Here is a 20549-nt window from a genome sequence, read left to right as displayed (position 1 = left end):
TTCCGTGGCAACCGGACATCATCACTCATCATGGACGTGCCGGAGGTTGACCCTTGAGCTTGACGGGAACAGCGTTCTTCGTCGTGCTGATCGCAGCCACGGCAGTCTGCGTGGTCGGGACCATGGTGCTGTGGTCGGTCGTCAGGGGGCCACGGCCGGTGCGCTGGCTGCTGCGGTTCCTGATGATCGGCCTGTGCCAGCTCACCGCGATATCGGTGGTCGCGACCTGGATCAACAACGACTACGGTCTCTACGCCTCCTGGGACGACCTGCTGGGCCGCAACAGCGGGGCCGTCGCCATGCCCGGACCCCCGGCGGACCGCGCCAAGTTCACCCACACGGACACCGGGCTGCTGGAATCGTACTTCCGCGGCCGGCATTCGGCCCTGTCCGGACAGGTCATCGTCTGGACACCGCCGGAGTACAACCAGCCCCGGTACCGACACACCCGCTTCCCGGTCGTGCTGCTCCTGCACGGCGTACCCGGCGGACCGGCTTCCTGGCTGGAGCACGGCGGCATGCCCGAGGCCTTCGAGCGGCTCGTGGCCGCGCGCACCAGCCACCCCTTCATCCTGGCCATGCCCGTGGTCGACCCGGGCGGTATCGACACCGACTGCACCGACCAACCCGGCCGGAAAGTGGCCACCTGGATGGCGGTCGACGTACCGGACCTGCTCAGCCACAAGTTCCGTACCGTGCCCGGGGCCAAGGGCTGGGGCTTGATGGGCTTCTCCACCGGAGGCTTCTGCGCGGCCCGGCTCCCGCTGGCCTATCCGAAGGTCTTCGCGGCCGGTGCCGCGCTGGATCCCGATCCGCTCACCGGAGACGAGGGCGTCATCGGCGACCCCCAGGTGCGCGAGCGGACCAGCCCCACGTACATGGTGCGGCACACCAAGGCCTCGGTCGGACTGTTCCTGGCCACGTCCGCCGAGGACCGCCTGAGCCCGCCGCACTACATCGAGCAGTTCACGCGGGCCGCGGCCGGCACCGGCGTCCGGACCCAGACCCTGGTGCTGCCCACGGGCGGCCACAACTACAACACCTGGACACGGCTGTACCCGGCCGCCTTCAGCTTCCTCAGCCGCAACACCAGCGCACCGAAGGGGTGACCGACGACCGGTGGCGGACCCGCGGAGGCGGGCGGGGGCGCTCGTGGCAGCGGCGTACACAACGGTCCGTCAGCTGAGCAGGATCACTTCCAGCTTGCGCGGACCGTGCACGCCCTCCACCCGGTCCAGCTCGATGTCGCTCGTGGCCGAAGGGCCGGAGATCCAGGTCAACGGGCGGTCGGGAACGAGCCGTTCGAGGGCCTGCGGGACCGAGGAGACGACCTGGTCCGGGATCCGCACGACACAGATGTGGTGGTCCGGGATGAGCGAGATACGGCGTCGGCCCTGGTCCGGGGAGCCGTCCAGCACGATGGTGCCGGTCTCGGCGATCGCCACGGCACACCCGGTCACCACGCTGTCCACCTGGTCCAGCCGCTGCGGCGTGCTCGCCGCCCGGTCGTGGATCCGCACCGGGTCCGCGGCCGACATCCACTCCGGCGGCAGTCCGGGCGGCACCAGCACCTCCTGCGAGCCGTGCTCGGCCAGCAGCCGCATGACGAGGAGCGGCATCTCCTCGGCGTCGCTGCGGTGCACGATCGCCCGGTAGTCCGCCAGGTTCTCCGCCAGCAACTCCACCGTCTGCCCGGTCGTACGCCGCCCGTGCTCGCGCAGATAGTCCCGGCCCACGGCCTCCTCGTACGGCCTCTCGTCCGGTGTCACATCGGCGAGCGCCCGCCGCACCCGGCCCAGCACCCTGTCCCTGCTGCTCACTTGACACCGTCCTTTCCGCCCCGGCTGCGCTGCCACCAGTCCCGGAACGGCTCCGGCGGTACGGCCGGCAGATCCCGGGTGCCGCTCCACGCCCGGCCCGGGCCCGGCAGGGTACGGGGGTGCAGCCGGCGGGTGCGGGAGGCGAGCCGCTGGCCGGTGCGCAGGGCGCCGGGATGGGCGAACGCCCAGCGCGCAGCGCGCATGGCCGCCCGCTCGGCCGCGTGCCCCTTGGCCGGCTTCAGCACCACCCTGTTGCCCTGCCGCACCGCCGGACCGCCCTGGACGACCCGCTCCCGCAGGTGCACCAGCACCTCGGGGATGTCGATGGCTACCGGACACACCTCGTAGCAGGCCCCGCACAGACTCGACGCGTACGGCAGGGAGGCGTCGATCTCACTCGCCGTGCCCCGGAGCTGGGGGCTGAGGATGGCGCCGATCGGGCCCGGGTACACCGAGCCGTAGGCGTGCCCGCCGGCCCGCTCGTAGACGGGACAGACGTTGAGGCAGGCCGAGCAGCGGATGCAGCGCAGGGCCTGACGGCCGACCTGGTCGGCGAGGGTGTCGGTGCGGCCGTTGTCGAGCAGCACCAGATGGAAGGCCCGGGGCCCGTCAGCCGTTTCGGAGTCCGTCGTGCCGGTCCACATGCTGGTGTACGGGTTCATGCGCTCGGCGGTGGAGGAGCGGGGGAGTGTCTGCAGGAACACCTCCAGGTCCCGCCAGGTCGGCACCACCTTCTCGATGCCCACGACCGAGATCAGCGTCTCCGGCAGGGTCAGGCACATCCGGCCGTTGCCCTCGGACTCCACGACCACCAGCGTGCCGGTCTCGGCCACCATGAAGTTGGCGCCGGAGATGCCGACCTTGGCCCGCAGGAACTTCTCGCGCAGGTGCAGCCGCGCCGCCTCGGCGAGTTCGGCGGGCGTGTCGGTCAGCCCCTCGGGAGCCGGACGGCCCCACCCGCCCATCTCCGAGCGGAAGATGTCCCGGATCTCACCCCGGTTGCGATGGATGGCCGGCACCAGGATGTGCGAGGGGCGGTCCTTGCCCAACTGCACGATCAGCTCGGCGAGATCGGTCTCGTAGGCGCGGATACCCTCGTCGAGAAGGGCTTCGTTGAGCCCGATCTCCTGCGTCGCCATCGACTTGACCTTGACGACCTCCGACTCACCGGTCTCCTTGACGAGGCGGGTGACGATCCGGTTGGCCTCGTCCGCATCCGCTGCCCAGTGGACCGTACCGCCCGCCGCCGTGACCGACTCCTCCAACTGCACCAGATAGCGGTCGAGATGGCGCAGCGTGTGGTCCTTGATCCGGCGGCCCGCCTCGCGCAGCGCCGCCCAGTCCGCCAACTCGGCGACCGCGCGGGCCCGTTTGGCGCGGATGGTGTGGGTCGCGTGCCGCAGATTGCCCCGCAGGACCGGATTGTGAACGGCATCGTGCGCGGCCTTCGGAAAGGCCGGCATGCCGACGAACGTTCCGCTCATGCCGCCGGTTCCTCCTCCGTGCTCGCCAGGATCTCCGCGATGTGCACCGGCCGCATGGCGGTCCCCAGCCGGCTCATCGTGCCGCCGAGGTGCATCAGACACGAGTTGTCGGCCGCGCACAGCACGGACGCGCCGGTCGACTCGGCGCTGCGCACCTTGTCCGCGCCCATCGCCGCCGACACCTCGGCGTTCTTCAGCGCGAACGTGCCGCCGAACCCACAGCACTCCTCGGCACCCGGCAGCTCGGCCAGTTCCAGGCCCTTGACTGCCTGGAGCAGCCGGCGCGGCCGGTCGCCGAGCCCGAGGGAGCGCAGGCCGTGACAGGTCGGGTGGTAGGTGACCTTGTGCGGGTAGTAGGCGCCGACGTCCGTCACGCCGAGCACGTCCACCAGGAACTCGGTCAGCTCGTACGTCTTCGGCACCACCGGCGCCAGCGTCCGCGCCAGCGACTCCCCGCGCCCCTCGGCACGCGCCCGCTCGCCCATCCGCGGATACAGTTCCCGCACCATCGCCCCGCAGGACCCGGACGGGGTCACGATCGCCTCGTAGCCTCCGAAGACATCGGAGAAGTGCCGGGCCAGCGGCTCGGCCTCGTGCCGGTAGCCGGTGTTGTAGTGCGCCTGCCCGCAGCAGCTCTGGCCCATCGGGAAGTCGACGTCGACACCCAGTCTGGTCAGCAGTTTCACCACGGCACGGCCGGTGTCCGGATAGAGCGTGTCGTTGACACAGGTCAGGAACAGGGCGACACGCATCGCGGCTCCTCGGGATCGATCATCGGACGAGTGCAGGGTAGTAGGCGGACACCGCCTAGGGGAGAGGGCCGCTCGGCGCGTGGCGAGCCGCGCCTCGGCCTCCCTCCGGCGGGCGCCGTCACCCCGGGGCGTGTACCGGATCAGCGGCTGGGTACGGGTGAGCAGCCGGCGCATCGCGGCGAGGTCGCCCACCAGGCCCTGGGCGCGGGCCTGGACCAGCACATTGCCGAGGGCGGCGGCCTCCGTCGCGCCGGCCACCATGGGCAGCCCGCAGGCGCCGGCGGTCAGCCGGCACAGCAGCGCGTTGCGGGTGCCGCCGCCTACGATGTACACCACGTCCACCGGATGATCGGCGAGCCGCCGCGCCGTTGCCACGGCCCGCTGGTAGGTGAGGGCCGACGGTCCAGGACGCACCGGGTGACCTCCCCGCGGGTCTCCGGCACCGGCTGCCCGGAGGCCCGGGAAGCAGCGGCGATCCGCTCCGGTATCCGCCCCGAGGCCAGAAACCCTCATCCCCGGCGTCCGCCACCGAGCGCAGCGCCGTCACGGTGCCCGCCTCGCGCACCAGTGTGCCCAAGCCGGGCTCGCCCCAGGCCCGTTGGCACTCCTGGAGCAGCCACAGCCCCATGATGTGCGCAGGACCGTGCCGTCGAGCTGCTCCGGGAGGAGACCGAGCAGGGCGAGGGCGGGCGGACGCACGAGCACCGCCGGGTGGTGCTCCAGCCGGAGCTGGTGGTGCGGCGCTCCAGCCTCGCCGCCCGCTGACCGGAAGTTCAGTAACAAACCATGATCCCGGGGCTCGGCGCGCACCCGGTCATGTGCTGAACTGAGACCCGTCCTTGCCGTCCGTCCCGGGAGCCCCGTTGAGCCTCAGCTACCGCCAGCCCGGTGTCATCCTCACCGACCGCCGCTTCACCGTGCCCCTCGACCACGCCGACCCGGACGGCGAGACGATCGAGCTGTACGCCCGCGAGGGGGTCGCGAGCGACAAGGCCGGGCAGGAGCTGCCGTGGCTGCTGTATCTCCAGGGCGGCCCCGGCTTCGCGGCGAATCGTTTCGTCGGACGTCAGGCCTGGCTCGACCGGGCCCTGAAGGACTACCGCGTCCTGCTGCTCGACCAGCGCGGCACGGGCAGCTCCACCCCCGCCACCCGGCAGACGCTCCCACTGCGCGGCGGCCCCGCCGAGCAGGCCGACTACCTCACCCGGTTCCGCGCCGACGCCATCGTCCGGGACTGCGAGGCCATCCGGCGGCAGGTCACCGGCGGCGCCCCGTGGACCGTGCTCGGCCAGAGCTTCGGCGGCTTCTGCACGGTGTCGTACCTCTCCCTCGCCCCCGAGGGCCTGGACACCGCCGTCATCACCGGCGGCCTGCCCTCCCTCGACGCCCACGCCGACGACGTCTACCGCGCGGCCTACCCGCGCATCGAACGCAAGGTCACCGCGCACTACTCCCGCTACCCCCAGGACATCGAGCGGGCCCGCCGTGTCGCAGACCACCTCCTCACCCACGACGTGACCCTCCCCAACGGCTACCGGTTCACGGTCGAGGCCTTCCAGTCCCTCGGCCTGATGCTCGGCACGGGCGACGGCAGCCACCGGCTGCACCACCTCCTGGAGGACGCCTTCGTCCGCACACCGTTCGGCCTGGAGCTGTCCGACGCCTTCCAGGAACAGGCCCAGTCCCTGCTGTCGTACGCAGGCCACCCCCTCTACGCCCTCGTCCACGAGTCGATCTACGGCCAGGACACCCGCCCCACCGCCTGGGCCGCCGAGCGGATCCGCGCCGAGTTCCCGCAGTTCGACGCGGCGAAGGCCCTCACGGGCGACGGCCCGGTGCTGTTCACCGGCGAGACGATCCACCCCTGGATGTTCGACACCGACCCGGCCCTGCGCCCTCTGCGCGAAACGGCCGAACTGCTCGCCGCCCACACCGACTGGCAGCCCCTGTACGACCCCGCCCGCCTCGCCGCCAACGAGGTCCCGGTCGTCGCGGCCGTCTACCACGACGACATGTACGTCGACACCGCGCACTCCCTGGCGACCGCCCACGCGATCCACGGCCTGCGCACCTGGGTCACGAACGAGTTCGAACACGACGGCCTGCGATCCGGCGCCCCGCGAGTCCTGGACCGACTGCTGGCGATGGCACGCGACGAGGCGTGAGGCGCGAAGGATCCGGACGCCTGGGGCCCGCAGCCCCGAGGGCCGGCCACGTGCATCGTTTGAGGGTGGACCACGCAAGTCCGCTCCTGCTCCCAGGCGCAGCGCATGGTCCTCCGCCCATGACCGAGTCCGAGATCACCCAGCTCCAGCCCATGCCCGACGACTGGCGGCGTGCGCCGGCGGTGGTGGCGCACCCCGACGACCTGGAGTACGGATGCTCGGCGGCCGTCGCGGCCTGGACCGACGGCGGCCGTGAGGTCACCTATGTGCTGGCCATCCGTGGCGAGGCGGGCATCGACACCCTGGACCCCGCGACCTGCGGCCCGCTGCGCGAGCGCGAGCAGCGGGCGAGCGCGGGTGTCGTCGGCTTCGGCACGGTGGAGTTCCTCGGCCGGCGGATCGCGGCGGCGAAACCGTCCTCACCCTCAACCACCGGGACACCTGGGGCGACGTCGTCTGGAACACCCCGGACCACGTCGCCGTCGGGCGGGCCACCCCGGACGCCGTGGCGGACGCCGGCAACCGGTGGATCTTCCCCGAACTCGGCGAGCAGGGCCTGGAGCCCTTCGACGGCGTCCGCTGGGTGGCGATCGCCGGCTCCAGCCGGCCCACGCACGCGGTCGACGCGGGGCCCGGCCTGGAGCGGGCGGTGCGCTCACTGCTCGAACACCGCACGTACATCGAGGCGTTGACCGATCAGGATCGCGAGACATATGTCCGTGACTTCCTGACCGCGCAGACCTCGACCGCCGCCGAACGCTTCGGCGGCGCACCGGCGGTGGCCTTCGAGGTGTTCGGCCGATAGCCGGGCGCAACGGTTCGGCGTATTATTGAAATCCACTCGCCGATGGACATATCGGCTGCGCCGTCGAGCGCCACAAAGGACACCCAGCCCTTCTGCTGAGGGAATTCAAGGTCGCACCGTCGCCCCGGACGTCCGTCCGGGCAGCGCGCCTTCGCGGCCACGCACATCCGCCCGGAACGCCGAAGCAGTTCCATCACATCACGGTCATCGCGGACGTCACGACGAAAGTCATGGTGGCGGCATGAACGACACATCGACACAGCTCACACCGGTGGAACTCAGGCTGGCGGCGGTCTTCACGGGCGGCGTGAGCCTCGCCGTCTGGATGGGCGGGGTGGCCCGGGAGATGAACCTTCTGACGCAGGCCCACGCCAACGCCACCGACGGCGGACAGGTACGGGCGAAATACCGGGAACTGCTCGAACTGTTGCGACTGGACGTACGCCTCGACGTGTTGTCCGGCACCAGCGCGGGCGGCATCAACGCGGCATGTCTGGGCCTGGCCAACGCCCGGGGATCCGATCTGGGCGGGTTGCGTGATCTGTGGCTGGACGAAGGGGCGTTGGGCGGCCTGCTGCGATCCCCGTCCGAGCCGGCGCCGCCGTCGTTGCTGAAGGGCGACGACGTCCTGCTGACAGGGCTGCGCAAGGCGTTGGAAGGGCTGCCGTCGCCCCACGGCGCGGCAAGCCCGACCCATGTGTTCATCACGACCACCCTGCTGGACGGCGTTCAGCGCACCTTCCGGGACGACTACGGCACCGCCGTCCGGGACGTGGATCACCATGGCCTGTTCACCTTCGCGCCCGAAGACCTCGCCAAGGACGGCGTACAGGACGCGCTGGCACTGGCGGCCCGGGCCAGCGCCTCCTTCCCGGTGGCCTTCGAGCCGGCGTACGTCCCCGTCGGCACGGCGAGACCGGCGAGCCACCCCGACATGAGCGCCTACCTCGCCGCCGGTTGCGCGACCCAGTTCTGCGCGGACGGCGGACTGCTGGCCAACCGGCCCCTCGGGCCCGCCCTGCAGGCCATCTTCGACCGGCCCGCCGGGAAAGAGGTGCGGCGTGTGCTCACCTACGTGGTGCCCTGTGTCGGGACCCCGCCCGTCCGGCACGCCGCGCAGGCAACGGGCGTGCCGGGCATGGGCCCGGCCCTGCTCAGGGACCTCGATGCCGCCCTGTCGCAGACCGTCTCCGGCGAACTCAAGGCGCTCGCGGACCACAACGACCGGGTGACGGCTCGCCGCCGCCGTGAGGAGTGGCTCGTGCGCCTGGTCCCGCCCGACGACGCCACGACCGAGGACGAGATGTATGCCCAGTACCGCGACGGCTGGATCCACGACCACGCGCGGTCGGCCGCCCAGCGGAACCTGGCCCGCACCACGGGACGACGGGCCCGGAACCAGCGGCCGGCCGGGTACGGCAGCGATCTGGAGGACCTGGCGCACACGATCGGAGCCGCACTGCGGGCGAACATCCCCATGACGCTTCCCGCCCCGGACGCGCCGGACCTCTACGGCACACTGGCCCGCTTCGGCCTGGCTCCCCTCGACGGCGCCAGGGCCACCGTGCTCGGCGTACTGCACGATGCCCGCGGCAAGGCCTCGCCAGGCATACGGGGGACACTCGACGGCCTTGCCGCACAGGTCCTCGAGAATGCCGGGAACCGGCCGGGCCAGGGTCCTGGGCAGTCCGTCACCGCGGTCGGTGACCTGCTCGAGCTGCCTTCCGGCCGCGGCGGGCCAGACCCGCTGCCGGTCGATGCGGCACTGGAGGAGGCGTACGGACGTATCGAGGCCACCGCCCGCCAGTGGGCGCAGTCGTGGCAGCAGCTCGCCCAGATCGTGCTCGCGGCACGGAAGTCCCTGGTGGAGCCGGGGCTCGCGGGGCCACTGCTGGCGTTCCTCGCGGCGCCCGTGGCATCGGCGCCCGCACCGGCCGGGACCGTCGCACGCCGGCTGTTCTTCCTGCAGACGGCCCAGCGGATCTTCTCCCCGGGGGAGCTGGTGGCGCCGCAGACGGTGGAACTGGTGCAGGTCAGCGCGGACACCCGCACCCTTCTCGACCCTCGGAGCCTGGCCGCCGACAAGCTCACCGGCTTGCAGCTCCACCACTTCGGGGCCTTCTACAAGCGCTCCTGGCGGGCCAACGACTGGATGTGGGGACGCCTGGACGGTGCCGGATGGCTGGTGCACATCCTGCTGTCCCCGCAGCGGCTGTCCCAGCTGGCCCGCACACGCGCCGCCGGCGACGACGCCCGCGACTTCGTCCTCGGCGAGCTGGCCCGCATAGCCGGTGAGCTGCCCGAGTCCCAGGGGGACGCGATCCGTGACGAGCTGGCCTTTCTCGGTGCTCCGTCCGCGCACCGGTGCGGCAGCAGTCTGCCGCTCACCTCCCTGTGGGTGGCACGCGCCCTGCAACGCCTCATCGCGGCGGAAGAGCTGCCGTGCGTCGCCCTGCAGGCGAAACGCGACAGGGAGGCCGGCGCGGCTCCTGAGGCCACCGAGTTCGAGCGGGACTGTGGGCAGCCGACGGTGACGGCGGCGGACGCCGAACGGCTGCTCAACGAGTGCCGGGTCTCCGAGCAGACCTTCGCCGCAGAGGTGGGTACGCCGCTGTTGACCCGCACCCTGGTGCAGACGGCGGGGGTGGCCGTCAACGCGGCGCTGGCGGCCACCGCCGGCCGCGAAGGGCCGCGCATCCTCCTCAGCGGCATGCGCGGAGCACTGCGGCTGGCGCACACCGCACTGCGAGCTGCGCTGCTGGGTGACAGGGCGTGGCGCAGCTCCGCGTCCTGACGGCGGACACCGGCCGGCCAGGGCTCCCGCGGCTGGCGGAAGCATGCCTTCGCAGGTCAGTAAGCTGTCCCTCATGCCAGATCAGACAGCCGGCCCTGCGGGGGACCTGCGTGGGGACTGCGCGCGCTGCTTCGGGCTGTGCTGTGTCGCCCTGCCCTTCGCCGCGTCCGCGGACTTCGCGCTGAACAAGCCCGCCGGGAAGCCGTGCCCGAACCTGGGGGGCGACCACCGCTGCGGTATCCACGCCGACCTGCGGAAGAAGGGCTTCACCGGCTGCACGGTCTACGACTGCTTCGGCGCCGGGCAGAAGGTCTCGCAAGTCACCTTCGGCGGGCAGGACTGGCGTACCGGGCCGAAGGAGCACGCGCGCCGGATGTTCGACGTGTTCCCGGTCGTACGGCAGTTGCACGAGCTGCTGTGGTACCTGACCGAGGCGCTCGGCCTGCCCGCCGCCCGCCCCGTCCATCCCGAGCTGCGGCGGGCGCTGGAGGAGACCGAGCGGCTGACCCTTCAGACCCCCGAGGAACTGGCCGCACTGGACGTGGCCGCGCACCGGCAGCAGGTCAACGTGCTGCTGCTGCGGACCAGCGAACTGGCCCGGGCCGGTGCCCTCTCCGGGAAAGGCAAGAAGGGCAAGGCCAAGGACCGCCGGGGCGCCGATCTCATCGGGGCCCGGCTGCGGGGCGCCGATCTGCGCGGGGCGAGTCTGCGCGGCGCCTATCTCATCGCCGCAGACCTCACCGGCGCGGATCTGCGCGAGGCGGACATGATCGGTGCCGATCTGCGCGACGCCGACCTGACCGACGCCGACCTCACCGGCGCCTTCTTCCTCACCCAGCCCCAGCTCAACGCGGCCCGCGGCAGCGGCGGTACTCGTCTGCCGAAGTCCGTCACGCGCCCGGCGCACTGGCCTGCGGCCGACTGAGACAGGGCCGCCCCGCCGGGCGCGTCCCTCTCCCCAGCGAGGTGGGCGGCCGGCGCCGCGGCGGCCTCGGACGTGACGTGCTCATCGCGCCCGGTGCGTTCGAAGCGTCGGCTCGGACGCCGTATCGGTTTCGGACACAGCCCCGTGCCCCTCGGCGTGCCCAGGGACCTCCGACGTGCCTACTGCATGCGGCGGTGGACGTCCGGAGCGGGGACGGCGTGTGCCGGGCATGTCTCCGGCGTGCTCGTTTCGGGCGTCGCCGCCAGGGTGCCTTCCGCTGCTCGCGTCGGCGCCGGGCGCGGTTCCAGCCCCAGCCGCAGCCCCTCCGGAATCACCGTCAGCCGTTCGGTGACGGTCAGGCGGTAAGCGGGGTCGGCTCGCAGGTCGTAGCGGCGGAGCAGCAGGCCGAGGACCAGTGTCGCCTCGTGGAGGGCGAACTGGCGGCCGATGCAGGCGCGGGCGCCGGTGCCGAAGGGCTTGAAGGTGTGCGGGGGACGGGATCGTACGGCCGCCGCCTCGAAGCGGTCCGGGTCGAACCGCTCGGCGTCCTCGCCCCAGACCTCCGGGTCGCGGTGCAGCATCGGTGTCAGCACCAGTGCCCACGCGCCCCGGAGCATCGGGTGCTCGCCGGCGAGGACGGTATCCTGCCGGGCCTCGCGGGCGAAGGCCGGGGCCGTCGGCCACAGGCGCAGCGACTCGTCCAGCACCCGGCGGACGTAGCGCAGCTTGGCGACCTGGTCGTAGCCGGGCCGCTCGGTGTCGCCCCAGACACGGGCCACCTCGGCGCGGGCCCGGGCGGCGATCTCGGGGTGCCGGGCGAGGTAGTACAGGGCGAAGGACAGGGCGCCCGAGGTGGTCTCGTGGCCGGCGACCAGGAACGTGATCACCTGCTTGCGGACGTTCTGCGCCGACAGCTTCTCACCCGTCTCCGGGTGCGCCGTCTGCAGCATCCGGTCCAGCAGGTCACCGTCCCCGCGGCCGGACCGGCGCCGCTCGGCGACCAGGTCGTCGACCGTCCTGTTCAGGTAGGCCATGTCGGCCGCGTTGCGCCGGGCGGCGGTGCGCAGCAGTAGCGGAGCCAGCGGTGCGGGCAGGCTGTTCAGACGCTGGGCGTAGCTGAGCGTGCCGACCATCGCGGTGACGAAGGGGTGCGGCCGGTCCCGCTCGAAGGAGCCGAAGTCGTGCCCGAACCCGGTCCGCGCGATCGTCTCCAGGGTCAGCTTGGTCATGTCCCCGGGCACGTCCACCGAGCGCCCGGCCGCCGCCTCACGGTCCCAGTGCCCGGTCAGCCGTCCCGCGACCGCGAGCATCATCCCGTGGTAGCCCTCCATGGCCTCCCGGCTGAAACCGGGGGCCAGGACGTCGTGCGCCAGCTGCCAGTTGGGCTCGTGGTTGTAGGCGGTGAACAGGCCGTCCCCGGCGACCGGCCGCAGATTGGCCACGCCCAGCCCCACGTGCTTGGCGAACCGGGACTCGTCGGCCAGATCCGCGGCCAGCGGCGCGCCCCACACGAACACGAACTCCTTGCCGAAGGCCCGCCGCCGGAAGATCGGCCCCAGCTCGCGTGCGAAGCGTATGGAGTCCTGCACCGGCTTGCGCCGGTCGGCGCCGAGCACATCGCCGAGCAGGGGCAGCCGACGGGGCGGATGCGGAATGCGGTGCAGCTCGGGCCAGCCCTGTTCGGCGCTCCGGAAGCCCTTCGGCAGGCCCGCGTCCGTCGTGTGCGTCCTCTGCGTCGTCTCCGCCATGACGCCGATCTCCCTTGATCCAGCGGCCGCGTGTTGTACGTGGATTCAATAACGGCTTCAGTGTGGTCCGCTTGTTGAACCCACGTCAAGTAAAGTGACGTCATGCCCGCGAACCAGGGGGAGCGCGCCCGACGCAGACTCAGCACCGAGGAGCGCCGCGAGCAGCTGCTGTCGGTCGGTGCGAAGCTGTTCTCGGAGAGCCCCTACGACGACGTCTGGATCGAGCAGGTCGCCGAGATCGCCGGGGTCTCCCGGGGGCTGCTGTACCACTACTTCCCGACCAAGCGGGACTTCTTCGCGGCGGTCGTGGAGCGCGAGAGCGAGCGGATGCTGCGCATGACCGCGGCCGTACCCGGTGTGCCGGTGCGCGAGCAGCTCACCGCCGGCCTCGACACCTACCTCGGTTACGTCCAGGCCCACGCCCACGGCTTCCGCGCCTTCCACCGCGCCGACGCGGCCGGCGACCAGGCCGTACGCCGGGTCTACCAGCGGGCCCTGGCCGCCCAGGAGCGGCAGATCCTCGCCGCGCTCGCCGCCGACCCCGAGTTCGGGCCCGCCTTCGAGGGCGCCCCGCAGGTCCGCCTGGCCGTGCGCGGCTGGCTCGCCTTCACCACGGCCGTGTGCCTGGAATGGCTGCGCGACGGGGAGTTGACCCGCGAGCAGGTGCGCGACCTGTGCGCGCGGGCGCTGTTGGGCGTCATCGCCTGACCCCCGCCTGCCCCCTGCCTGATCCTCTCCGCCGGTGCGGTGCGGTTGGCGCGCGCCCCGATCTCCGATAAGTTAGGCAAGGCTTACCTAAGGAGGTCTCGGTATGGGTGACACGCAGGACTGGACGGCCGCACCCGGCGCGGCGGAACGGGCACGGTCGGTGCTGGCCGCCGCCTGGTCGTGCGCGGTGACCGCGGACGGCGCCCGCGAGGAGTACGTCGGCGCGCACACGGTGACCGACGACGGCGCCGTCCGGCTGGCGGTGCCCGATGACAGCGCCCTGCTCACGGCGGCCGTCTGTGCCCCGCGCCAAGAACCCTCCGCCGTGCTGGAGTTCGCCGACGTGGCGCCCGTGCCGGTACGGGGCCGGATCCGGGCCCGGCTCTATCTCGCCGGCTGGTTCGCCGCGGACCGCGGCACCCTGCTGTTCCGGCCCACCCGCGTGGTGCTGCGGCAGCCCTCCGGGGCCGTGGTCATCGACCTCGACGAGTACGCCGCCGCCCGGCCCGACCCCCTCGCCGAGGCCGAGGCCCGGCTCCTGACCCATCTCGCCGACGCCCACCCGGACGCCGTCGAGCGGCTGACCCGCCTGGTGCGGCCGGAGAACCTGCACGCCGCGACCCGCGTGCTGCCCCTCGCCGTGGACCGGCACGGACTGACCCTGCGCATCGAGCGCACCCGCGCCCACGGCGACGTACGGCTGCCCTTCCACACGCCCGCCGACGACGTCGCCCAGCTCACCGAGCGCATGCACGCCCTGCTGGCCCAGGCCGGCGCCGCCGCCTGCCCCCACGCGCGAGGCCCTGTGCGGGGGATCGGGTCGCAGGGAGGCAGCGGTGCCTGACCGGCCGGCCTGAGCGAAGCCGAGCGTGGGGGGGCGTGCCAGACTCCGCGGCCGCGCCACGATCCGCCGGACATGCCCTACAACGGCAGGGCGCAGACGGCGACGGGTGAGGCGAACGGCTCGCCGGCCGAGTGGAGTTCACCGCTGTCCGCGTCCACGTGGAAGACGGTGACCGTCCCCGAGTGCTGGTTCGCCGCGAACAGCAGCCCGCCGTCCGGCGAGAGGGCGATCTGCCGAGGGAAGTCCCCGCCCACCGGCACCGTGCCGAGCAGCCGCAGCCGGGCGCCCTCGGCCTCGATCGCGTACCGGGCGAGGCTGTTGTGGCCCCGGTTGGCCAGGAACGCGTACCCGCCCTTCGCCGTCACCGCGAACTGCGCCGGGTAGTTGGTGCCGCCGCTCGAACCCGTGGCCTGTGGCTCACCGATCGTCAGCCGGCCGGAGCCGGGGTCGTAGGCGCAGACGGCGACCGTGTCGTCCACCTCGTTGGCCAGATAGGCGTACCGGCCGCCCGGGTGGAAGGTCAGGTGGCGCGGCCCCGCACCGGGCCGGGTGTGCGCCTGTGCCACCTCCGTCAGCGTGCCCGCGGCCGGGTCGAGGCGGTAGCTGTAGACGGTGTCGGTGCCGAGGTCGACCGCGAGGACATGGTCACCGTCCGGGCCGGTGATGAACTGGTGTGCGTGCGGCCCCTGTTGACCCGGACCCGGCGCGGGGGTGCGGTGCGTGACCAGGTCGGTGCGCTCGCCGGGGGCGCCCGAGGCATCGAGCGGATGCACGGCGACGCTGCCCGACCCGTAGTTGGCGCTCAGCAGCCAGCGCCCGGAGGGATGCACCGACAGATGACAGGGGCCCGCGCCGCCCGTGCCGCGGGTGCCGAGAACCTGCCGGTCGACGAGGCGTACGGCCGTCACACCGCCGTCCTGGCGCTCGTCCACCGCGTACAGCGTGCGGCCGTCCGGGTGCACGGCGAGATACGACGGATCGGGGACGCCGGTGAGGGTGCCGGAGCCGGTGATCCGGCCGGTCACCGGGTCGTAGGCGGCCAGCCCGATCCCGGTGCCGCCGCCGTCGGCCGAGGTGTAGGTGCCCACGTACAGCGGACGCGGCCCGGAGGGCGTGTGGGGTGGTGCGGCGGTCCCGGGTTCGTCCGCCGCGGCCGGGTCGTCCGCCGGCGGGGCCGCCGGGGACGGCACCGCCACCACGGCCGCCGCGCCCGCCGCGGCCCCGACGAACCGGCGCCGGCTCCAGCCGCCCCCGGAGTCCCGAGGCCTCCGTCGCGCCGACCGTGCCTCCCTGCCCATGCCGCACCTCAGGTCGTCGGTTGCCCCGCTCGTGACAGCCACCTTGGCCTGAACCAGCGGTCAAGGGCAAGCCGGGCAACAGCCGTTGCGCGAAGTGCACCAGGCGGCGGCTCTACCACTCCCCGTCCTCGACCGGCTTGCCCGGCGCGTCCTTCAGCGGGTTCACCTGGCCGGCGGACGGCGCCTGCCACGGGTCCAGGTCGTCGCCGAGCCAGTCGCCGACCGGCTTGACCGCCTCCAGGGGGTCGGTGGGGGCCAGATCCTCGGCATCGGCGTCGTAGTAGTCGTACCAGGGCAGTCCCGCGCGCGTGTATGCCGCCCGGTCCACGGGCGACGGCGGGGGTGCCTCGCCGGTGATGTGCCGCCACTGCGGCGGGGTGACCAGGTGCACGAACACGCGTCCGGCGGGCTCCTCGGACCAGTCCGCCGGCGGCCGGTCGTCCCGGTACACCTCCTGGCGCATCGAGCCGCCGACGCCGAGGCCCATGGCCGCGGCGGACCGCCAGGGCGCGGCGCCGGGGGCCGGAGCGGCGGCCGCCACCGGCATCGGCGCGCCGTACCCGCCCGCAGGCCCGGCCGCCAGGGAACGGCGCCGCGCCTCCTCCCGCTCCCGCTCACGGCGCCGCCACTCGGCGAGCAGGTCGTCCCGCAGCGGGAACGACTGCAACTGCACCCCGCCCCACACCTCCTCGCCGGTGACCTGCCCCTCCACCGTCGCGCCGAGTCCCAGCGGTACGGCGACGAACTGGCGGACCGTGCCCTTGCCGGAGTTGATGCCGTCCAGCCAGGGCTGGCGGGGGAGCACGACATAGTTCTGCGGATCCCGCGAGAGCCGGTCGCTCCAGGGCCTGCCGGACACCGCGCACACCTTGCCGACCCCGACCTGGAGGGCGGCCGGCTCCGTCGAACCGGAGAAGCTCAGCCACATCGCCTCGCGCAGATACACCGGCAGCATCACGCCGCCGCGCGCCCGCCACTCCCGCGGAACGGTGTCCGCGTGGTCCGCGACCCGCCGGAGGGGGAACTCGCCCAGCCCCGGCGGCAGCGGATGCGTGCCCGTCTCAGGCAGCCGCAGCGTGCGGACGAACCGCACCGCCACCCCGCCCGGCAGCCGCAGTGTGTTCCCGTCGATCCGCACCCCGGAACCGGCCATCCGCCTCGCCCCCTCGTCCGCCGTCCGCGCCGAGCCCGCCCGGCACCCTCCTCACCAAGAACGCTCGCCGAACCCCGCACGGTTCCGCCACAGCTCCTCCTGCACTCCGAGCCGCTCGCGCAGCCGCGTCATCCGGGGCAGCTTCGCCCGCTGCCCGCGGGAGACCCGGTCCAGCTCCTCCAGCAGGCGGCGGGTGCGGTGCTCGGTGTTCAGCTCGTCGATGATCCGGGTCGTCTCGGTCAGTACGGCCCCGAACAGCTGCCAGTTCGCCGCGTCCTTGCCGATCTCCTCCCGGAGCAGTTCGGCCAGCCGGTCCCGGGTGCCGGCGGCCGTGTGCAGCTCGGCGGACAGACGGGCCTCCGCGGACTCGGCGTTCGTGCTCAGATGCGTGGTGACCAGGACCGCGAAGCTGACCACCGCGTCGGCGATCTCCGACAGCAGTTGTTCCACGGTCGCCCCGACCTGGGGCGGGAACAGGTCCTCGGCCCCGCGGGCCTTCGCCAGGTCCGTGAAGGTACGGGCCAGCACCCGCAGGACCACCGTGCAGATCTCCAGCGCGTCCAGGCCGGTCCGCAGCACCACCCGGTGCAGCAGCCCCTCCTTGACCCGCGGATTGAGCCGCAGACTGTCCTCGGCCTGCCGCAGCGAGGCGTCCACCTGACTGATGTGGTGGTCCAGCTGCCGTGCCTCGTGCAGCCGCTCGGCCGCCCGCTCCCAGGGGATCCGGCCGCCGGCCTCCTCGCCCATCCGCAGCATCAACTGCCGCACCCGGCGCGCCTGGTCCTCGATGGAGTGGCCCGCCTTGTCCACCCATACCGGGGGCGGCAGCAGCAGATTGCAGGCCGTTCCGACGACCGCGCCGATCAGCGTCTCCACGATGCGTGCCCAGGCGGCGAACCCGATGGTGGTGACCCCGAGGACCAGCATGGCGCTGATCGCCACCTCGGCCACGTACTCGTCGACCCGCACCAGGTGCCCGACGGCCAGCGAGGCCACGATCAGCAGCGCGAGGCTCCACCAGGTCAGCCCCACCAGCATGCTGAAGGCGATCGCGACCAGCACGCCGGCCACCACCGAGTTCACCCGGCGGATGCCGTTGGTGAGGGTGGCGTAGAAGGTCACCTGGACGACCAGCAGCGCGGTCAGAGGGGCGGTGAGCGGGGCCGGCTCGGGGCTCAGCCGCAGCGCGATGACATAGGCGATCGTCGCCGCCGTCGCCGACCGCAGTGTCTGGACGACCACCGGTTCCCGGCGGCGCTCCAGCAGGCGCTGCAGTCCCGTGGTCCACTTCCGTACGTCGTGCATCCCTTGGCCTGTTCCCGTTCCTCGGGTGGCTCGAACGTGCGCAATTGAGGACGGGAACTGTCCGCAAGCATCCGTAGAGTGATCCCGGCGGTGGGGAGACCGCCGCATCGAGAGGGCCGTGGAGAGCCATGGAAGGGGTCGGTATGGCGGATATCAAGGACGCCGGGAAGCCCGAAGGCGTCGAGCTGGTCCGGCGGGCGCACGCCTACCTGCGCGAGGTGGTCGCCGCGGTGCCGGAGGAGGCCTGGGGCAGGCCGACGCCGTGCTCCGAGTGGACCGTACGGCAGGTGCTCAACCACGCGCGCATCGACCAGCAGGCATACGGCCTCGCGCTCGCCGCCGGCCGGCCCGGCGAGGACCCGTTCCAGCCGGCCGACGCCCTGCACGGCGACCCGGTGGCCGAGCTGGACAAGGTCCTGGACGCCGTGGCCGACGGCTATGCGCACCTGCCCGCCGACGCCGAGTCCGTGCCGACGCCGCTCGGCCCGCTGCCCCTGCCGATGGCCGCCGGTGCGGCAGCGCTGGACGCCGCCGTGCACGCCTGGGACATCGCCGTAGCCACCGATCAGAACCGGCCACTCGCACCGGCCCTGGCCGCGGGCCTGCGCCCGGCCGCCGACCAGCTGGTGCCGCGACTGCGCGGATACGGCGTGTTCGCCCCCGCCCTCGCGTCCGACGGGCCGCGGGACGAGGCGGCGGCCCTGCTCGGCTCCCTCGGCCGCGACCCCGAGTGGGTGCCACCGGTGTTCTGACCGCGTGGCTGCCGCTGCGCGGGCTGGGGGCTGTCCGGGGCGATGGGGGGTGGGTCACCGTATGACTCCCATCGGCGCCCGGTCGGCAGCCTGGGGCACGACACGACGTCCCGACCTGCGGGCCCCGGACCGCATGGCCGGCGGCGCCGGGGTGGCAGGGCTCGGCGCCACCGGGCACGCACGGCGCCGTCCACCGCTACACGCCGAGCCCGGCCGGCCCGCGGCATCGGCACCGCCCGCCCCGACGGGCCCTACGGCGACGCGCTCGCCCGCAGCCGCGACGCGCTGCTCCGCCTTCACCGGGTCGAGGCGACCCGGGTGCGCGACCGGAAGCCGACGCCGTCAGGCATACAGCTTGTCGATGAACGCGGACAGGTTGCCCGTCGTACGGGCGATCTGCTCCTCCATCGTCAGGCTCTCCTCGAACCGGCCGCCGGACTCCGGTACCTTCCCGCCCCGCACGTACAGCGAACACGCCAGGTCGGTGCACATGTACAGGCCGACCGAGTTGCCCTCACGGCCCGCCGCCCCCGCCTTCCGCGCCGTCATCAGCGTTACCCCGCCGCCGGGATGCGTGGTCAGACACAGCGAGCACATGCTCCGGTGCAGAAACCCGCGCTGCGCGGCCTGGAAACGCAGGGCCACGCCGACGAGTCGGTCATCGCGCTCGGTGACCAGATAGCTGCGGTCGGGCGCCCCGGGATCCCGCCAGCCGAGGAAGTCCAGTTCGTCCCACGGGCGTTCACCGAGGTCCCGCGGGACCGTCAGCCGCTTGGCCTCCCCTTTGGAGCAGTTGATAAAGGAGTTGCGGATGTCCTGCTCGGTGAGCGATCTCATGGGGGGAGTCCTTCTGGATTCGTCGTTCCGGAGGCGTCGTTCGTCGCGCGGAACCTAATAGGTCTAGGTACACGGCTAGCCTAGGTAGCCATGGGGAGGGTGGGCCAATGGATTTCCGGCACGAGCTGCCACCACGCGCCCGGCGGGCGCTGGACCACGTCGCCGCCGGGGTGTCCGGACCACCGCTCGACCCCGGACTGCGCATCACCCTGAACTTCCATCCTGACCGCGTCTGCGGCGGACTGCCGATCCTGGAGGCGCTGGCCCGCGACGGCGCGTACCACTCGCAGTTCGTCACGGGCACCAGCAACGGCGGCCTGACCGCGCACCCGGGCGGCGACCGGACACGCTGGGAGAGCCGGATCTTCGGCGGCCTGTACGACGACGCGGCCCCGGTCGAGCGCCCGCTGTACGGCGCCCTGGACTTCCGCCACCAGGCCGTCGGCGCGGCCCCGCGCTTCGGCTCCTCGCACCTCAGGCTCACCGCGGCGGTCCTGGACCGGGCCACCTTCTGCTACCCGGACAGCGCCGCCGAGCCCACCGACTTCGGCGTGGCCTCGGCAATGCCGTTGATCGCGCTCGCGGAGGCGGACGACCAGGACCCGCTCAACGACTACATCGAGAGCCATGTGCACGCCGGTGTACTGCTCGCCCGGGACGTGGAGGCGCTCGTGCTCGACGCGAGCTACCGGGGCACGACGGTGGAGACAGCGGCCCGGCGGTTGCCCTGCCCGTTGGAGTGGCACCCCGGCTACCGGCTCACGGTCACCGAACTGCGCCGCCACGCCGACTACCGGGGGCCGGAGTACGCCGACCTCGGCGCGCAGATCGCCGAGCGCGGCCTGCTGACCCCGCGCGTCATCGGCGACGCCGCCCGCACCGGCCGGCACGAGCTCCAGGACCTGAAGATGGTCTGGCACACCCTGGCCCGCTTCGGTGCCCCGGAGGGCGCGGGCACGGCGTACTCCACCCCGGCTCCTTCCGGTACGGGTACGGCTTGATCGGGGGCTGCGGGCTCCGGTACGGCTTCTCAAGAGACGTCAGGCATGACGGGGACGCCCAGCACCCCCAAGGCACCCGCCACCCCCAAGGCACTCGCCACGCCCAAGACACCCGCCACACGCGAGCTCCCGACCGGCCCGAGGTCCCGACCGGCTCG

16 protein-coding genes and 3 pseudogenes are annotated in these 20549 nt (G+C 72.8%); 10 read left to right on the top strand and 9 right to left on the bottom strand.

Features of this window, described 5'->3' with window-relative positions; all coding sequences use genetic code 11:
- Positions 1-59: 59 nt before the first annotated feature.
- Positions 60-1109, top strand: coding sequence for an alpha/beta hydrolase (locus BFF78_RS04185; protein WP_335755304.1), 1050 nt, complete (start codon positions 60-62; stop codon positions 1107-1109).
- A 69-nt stretch (positions 1110-1178) separates the two neighbouring features.
- Here the strand turns inward: BFF78_RS04185 and BFF78_RS04180 are convergent, their stop codons facing one another.
- From BFF78_RS04180 to BFF78_RS42595, 4 genes and pseudogenes are all read right to left on the bottom strand, one after another.
- Positions 1179-1820, bottom strand: a complete 642-nt coding sequence (locus tag BFF78_RS04180; RefSeq protein WP_069777010.1) for a LutC/YkgG family protein — start codon at positions 1818-1820, stop codon at positions 1179-1181.
- Positions 1817-3304: a LutB/LldF family L-lactate oxidation iron-sulfur protein gene (locus tag BFF78_RS04175; RefSeq protein WP_069777009.1), complete on the bottom strand. Its 1488-nt coding sequence runs from the start codon at positions 3302-3304 to the stop codon at positions 1817-1819. Before BFF78_RS04175 ends, BFF78_RS04180 begins: the two co-directional genes overlap by 4 nt.
- Positions 3301-4056: a (Fe-S)-binding protein gene (locus BFF78_RS04170; RefSeq protein WP_069783371.1), complete on the bottom strand. Its 756-nt coding sequence runs from the start codon at positions 4054-4056 to the stop codon at positions 3301-3303. Before BFF78_RS04170 ends, BFF78_RS04175 begins: the two co-directional genes overlap by 4 nt.
- Positions 4057-4131: 75 nt before the next feature.
- Positions 4132-4690: pseudogene (locus tag BFF78_RS42595) on the bottom strand (FGGY-family carbohydrate kinase); the annotation flags it as partial.
- An 11-nt stretch (positions 4691-4701) separates the two neighbouring features.
- Between BFF78_RS42595 and BFF78_RS44555 the strand changes: the two are divergent.
- The 5 genes and pseudogenes from BFF78_RS44555 to BFF78_RS04150 all read left to right on the top strand — a co-directional run.
- Positions 4702-4821 (top strand): annotated as a pseudogene (locus tag BFF78_RS44555) (LacI family transcriptional regulator); the annotation flags it as partial.
- 98 nt (positions 4822-4919) lie between these two features.
- On the top strand, positions 4920-6221 hold the full coding sequence (locus tag BFF78_RS04165) for an alpha/beta fold hydrolase (protein WP_069777008.1): 1302 nt from the start codon (positions 4920-4922) through the stop codon (positions 6219-6221).
- A gap of 119 nt (positions 6222-6340) precedes the next feature.
- Positions 6341-7026 (top strand): annotated as a pseudogene (locus BFF78_RS04160) (PIG-L deacetylase family protein).
- A gap of 241 nt (positions 7027-7267) precedes the next feature.
- The gene (locus BFF78_RS04155; protein ID WP_069777007.1) at positions 7268-9820 is read left to right on the top strand and encodes a patatin-like protein; all 2553 of its coding nucleotides are present in this window, start codon (positions 7268-7270) and stop codon (positions 9818-9820) included.
- 73 nt (positions 9821-9893) lie between these two features.
- Positions 9894-10745 (top strand): pentapeptide repeat-containing protein, encoded by an 852-nt coding sequence (locus BFF78_RS04150; protein WP_069783370.1) that lies wholly within the window; start codon positions 9894-9896, stop codon positions 10743-10745.
- Between the two features lie 179 nt (positions 10746-10924).
- On the opposite strand, the gene BFF78_RS04145 is transcribed toward BFF78_RS04150, so the two are convergent.
- Entirely contained in the window at positions 10925-12493 is a 1569-nt protein-coding gene (locus BFF78_RS04145) for a cytochrome P450 (protein WP_069777006.1), read from the bottom strand.
- 102 nt (positions 12494-12595) lie between these two features.
- Between BFF78_RS04145 and BFF78_RS04140 the strand changes: the two genes are divergently transcribed.
- Both BFF78_RS04140 and BFF78_RS04135 read left to right on the top strand, forming a co-directional pair.
- Entirely contained in the window at positions 12596-13201 is a 606-nt protein-coding gene (locus BFF78_RS04140) for a TetR/AcrR family transcriptional regulator (RefSeq protein ID WP_069777005.1), read from the top strand.
- Positions 13202-13304: 103 nt separating this feature from the next.
- Positions 13305-14045 carry a DUF2470 domain-containing protein gene (locus tag BFF78_RS04135; RefSeq protein WP_069777004.1) on the top strand — a complete coding sequence of 247 codons (741 nt, stop codon included), beginning with the start codon at positions 13305-13307 and terminating at the stop codon, positions 14043-14045.
- A 77-nt stretch (positions 14046-14122) separates the two neighbouring features.
- Here the strand turns inward: BFF78_RS04135 and BFF78_RS04130 are convergent, their stop codons facing one another.
- The 3 genes from BFF78_RS04130 to BFF78_RS04120 form a co-directional block, all read right to left on the bottom strand.
- Complete coding sequence (locus tag BFF78_RS04130) at positions 14123-15343, bottom strand: lactonase family protein (RefSeq protein ID WP_079161132.1); 1221 nt, start codon at positions 15341-15343, stop codon at positions 14123-14125.
- A 112-nt stretch (positions 15344-15455) separates the two neighbouring features.
- Complete coding sequence (locus tag BFF78_RS04125) at positions 15456-16496, bottom strand: hypothetical protein (protein ID WP_069777003.1); 1041 nt, start codon at positions 16494-16496, stop codon at positions 15456-15458.
- A gap of 51 nt (positions 16497-16547) precedes the next feature.
- Positions 16548-17801 (bottom strand): FUSC family protein, encoded by a 1254-nt coding sequence (locus BFF78_RS04120; RefSeq protein WP_193433407.1) that lies wholly within the window; start codon positions 17799-17801, stop codon positions 16548-16550.
- Between the two features lie 143 nt (positions 17802-17944).
- Between BFF78_RS04120 and BFF78_RS04115 the strand changes: the two genes are divergently transcribed.
- A complete protein-coding gene (locus BFF78_RS04115) occupies positions 17945-18553 on the top strand; it encodes a TIGR03086 family metal-binding protein (protein ID WP_069777002.1) in 609 nt (202 codons plus the stop codon).
- Between the two features lie 342 nt (positions 18554-18895).
- On the opposite strand, the gene BFF78_RS04110 is transcribed toward BFF78_RS04115, so the two are convergent.
- A complete protein-coding gene (locus BFF78_RS04110) occupies positions 18896-19390 on the bottom strand; it encodes an FBP domain-containing protein (RefSeq protein ID WP_069777001.1) in 495 nt (164 codons plus the stop codon).
- A gap of 107 nt (positions 19391-19497) precedes the next feature.
- Here BFF78_RS04110 and BFF78_RS04105 point away from each other — a divergent pair, with 107 nt between their 5' ends.
- Positions 19498-20391, top strand: coding sequence for a DUF3626 domain-containing protein (locus BFF78_RS04105; RefSeq protein WP_069777000.1), 894 nt, complete (start codon positions 19498-19500; stop codon positions 20389-20391).
- Positions 20392-20549: the final 158 nt, after the last annotated feature.

It is taken from the genome of Streptomyces fodineus (assembly GCF_001735805.1).
GTDB lineage: Bacteria > Actinomycetota > Actinomycetes > Streptomycetales > Streptomycetaceae > Streptomyces > Streptomyces fodineus.
Note: the sequence above shows the minus strand (reverse complement) of the source record. Positions and strands in the feature narration are given on the sequence as shown.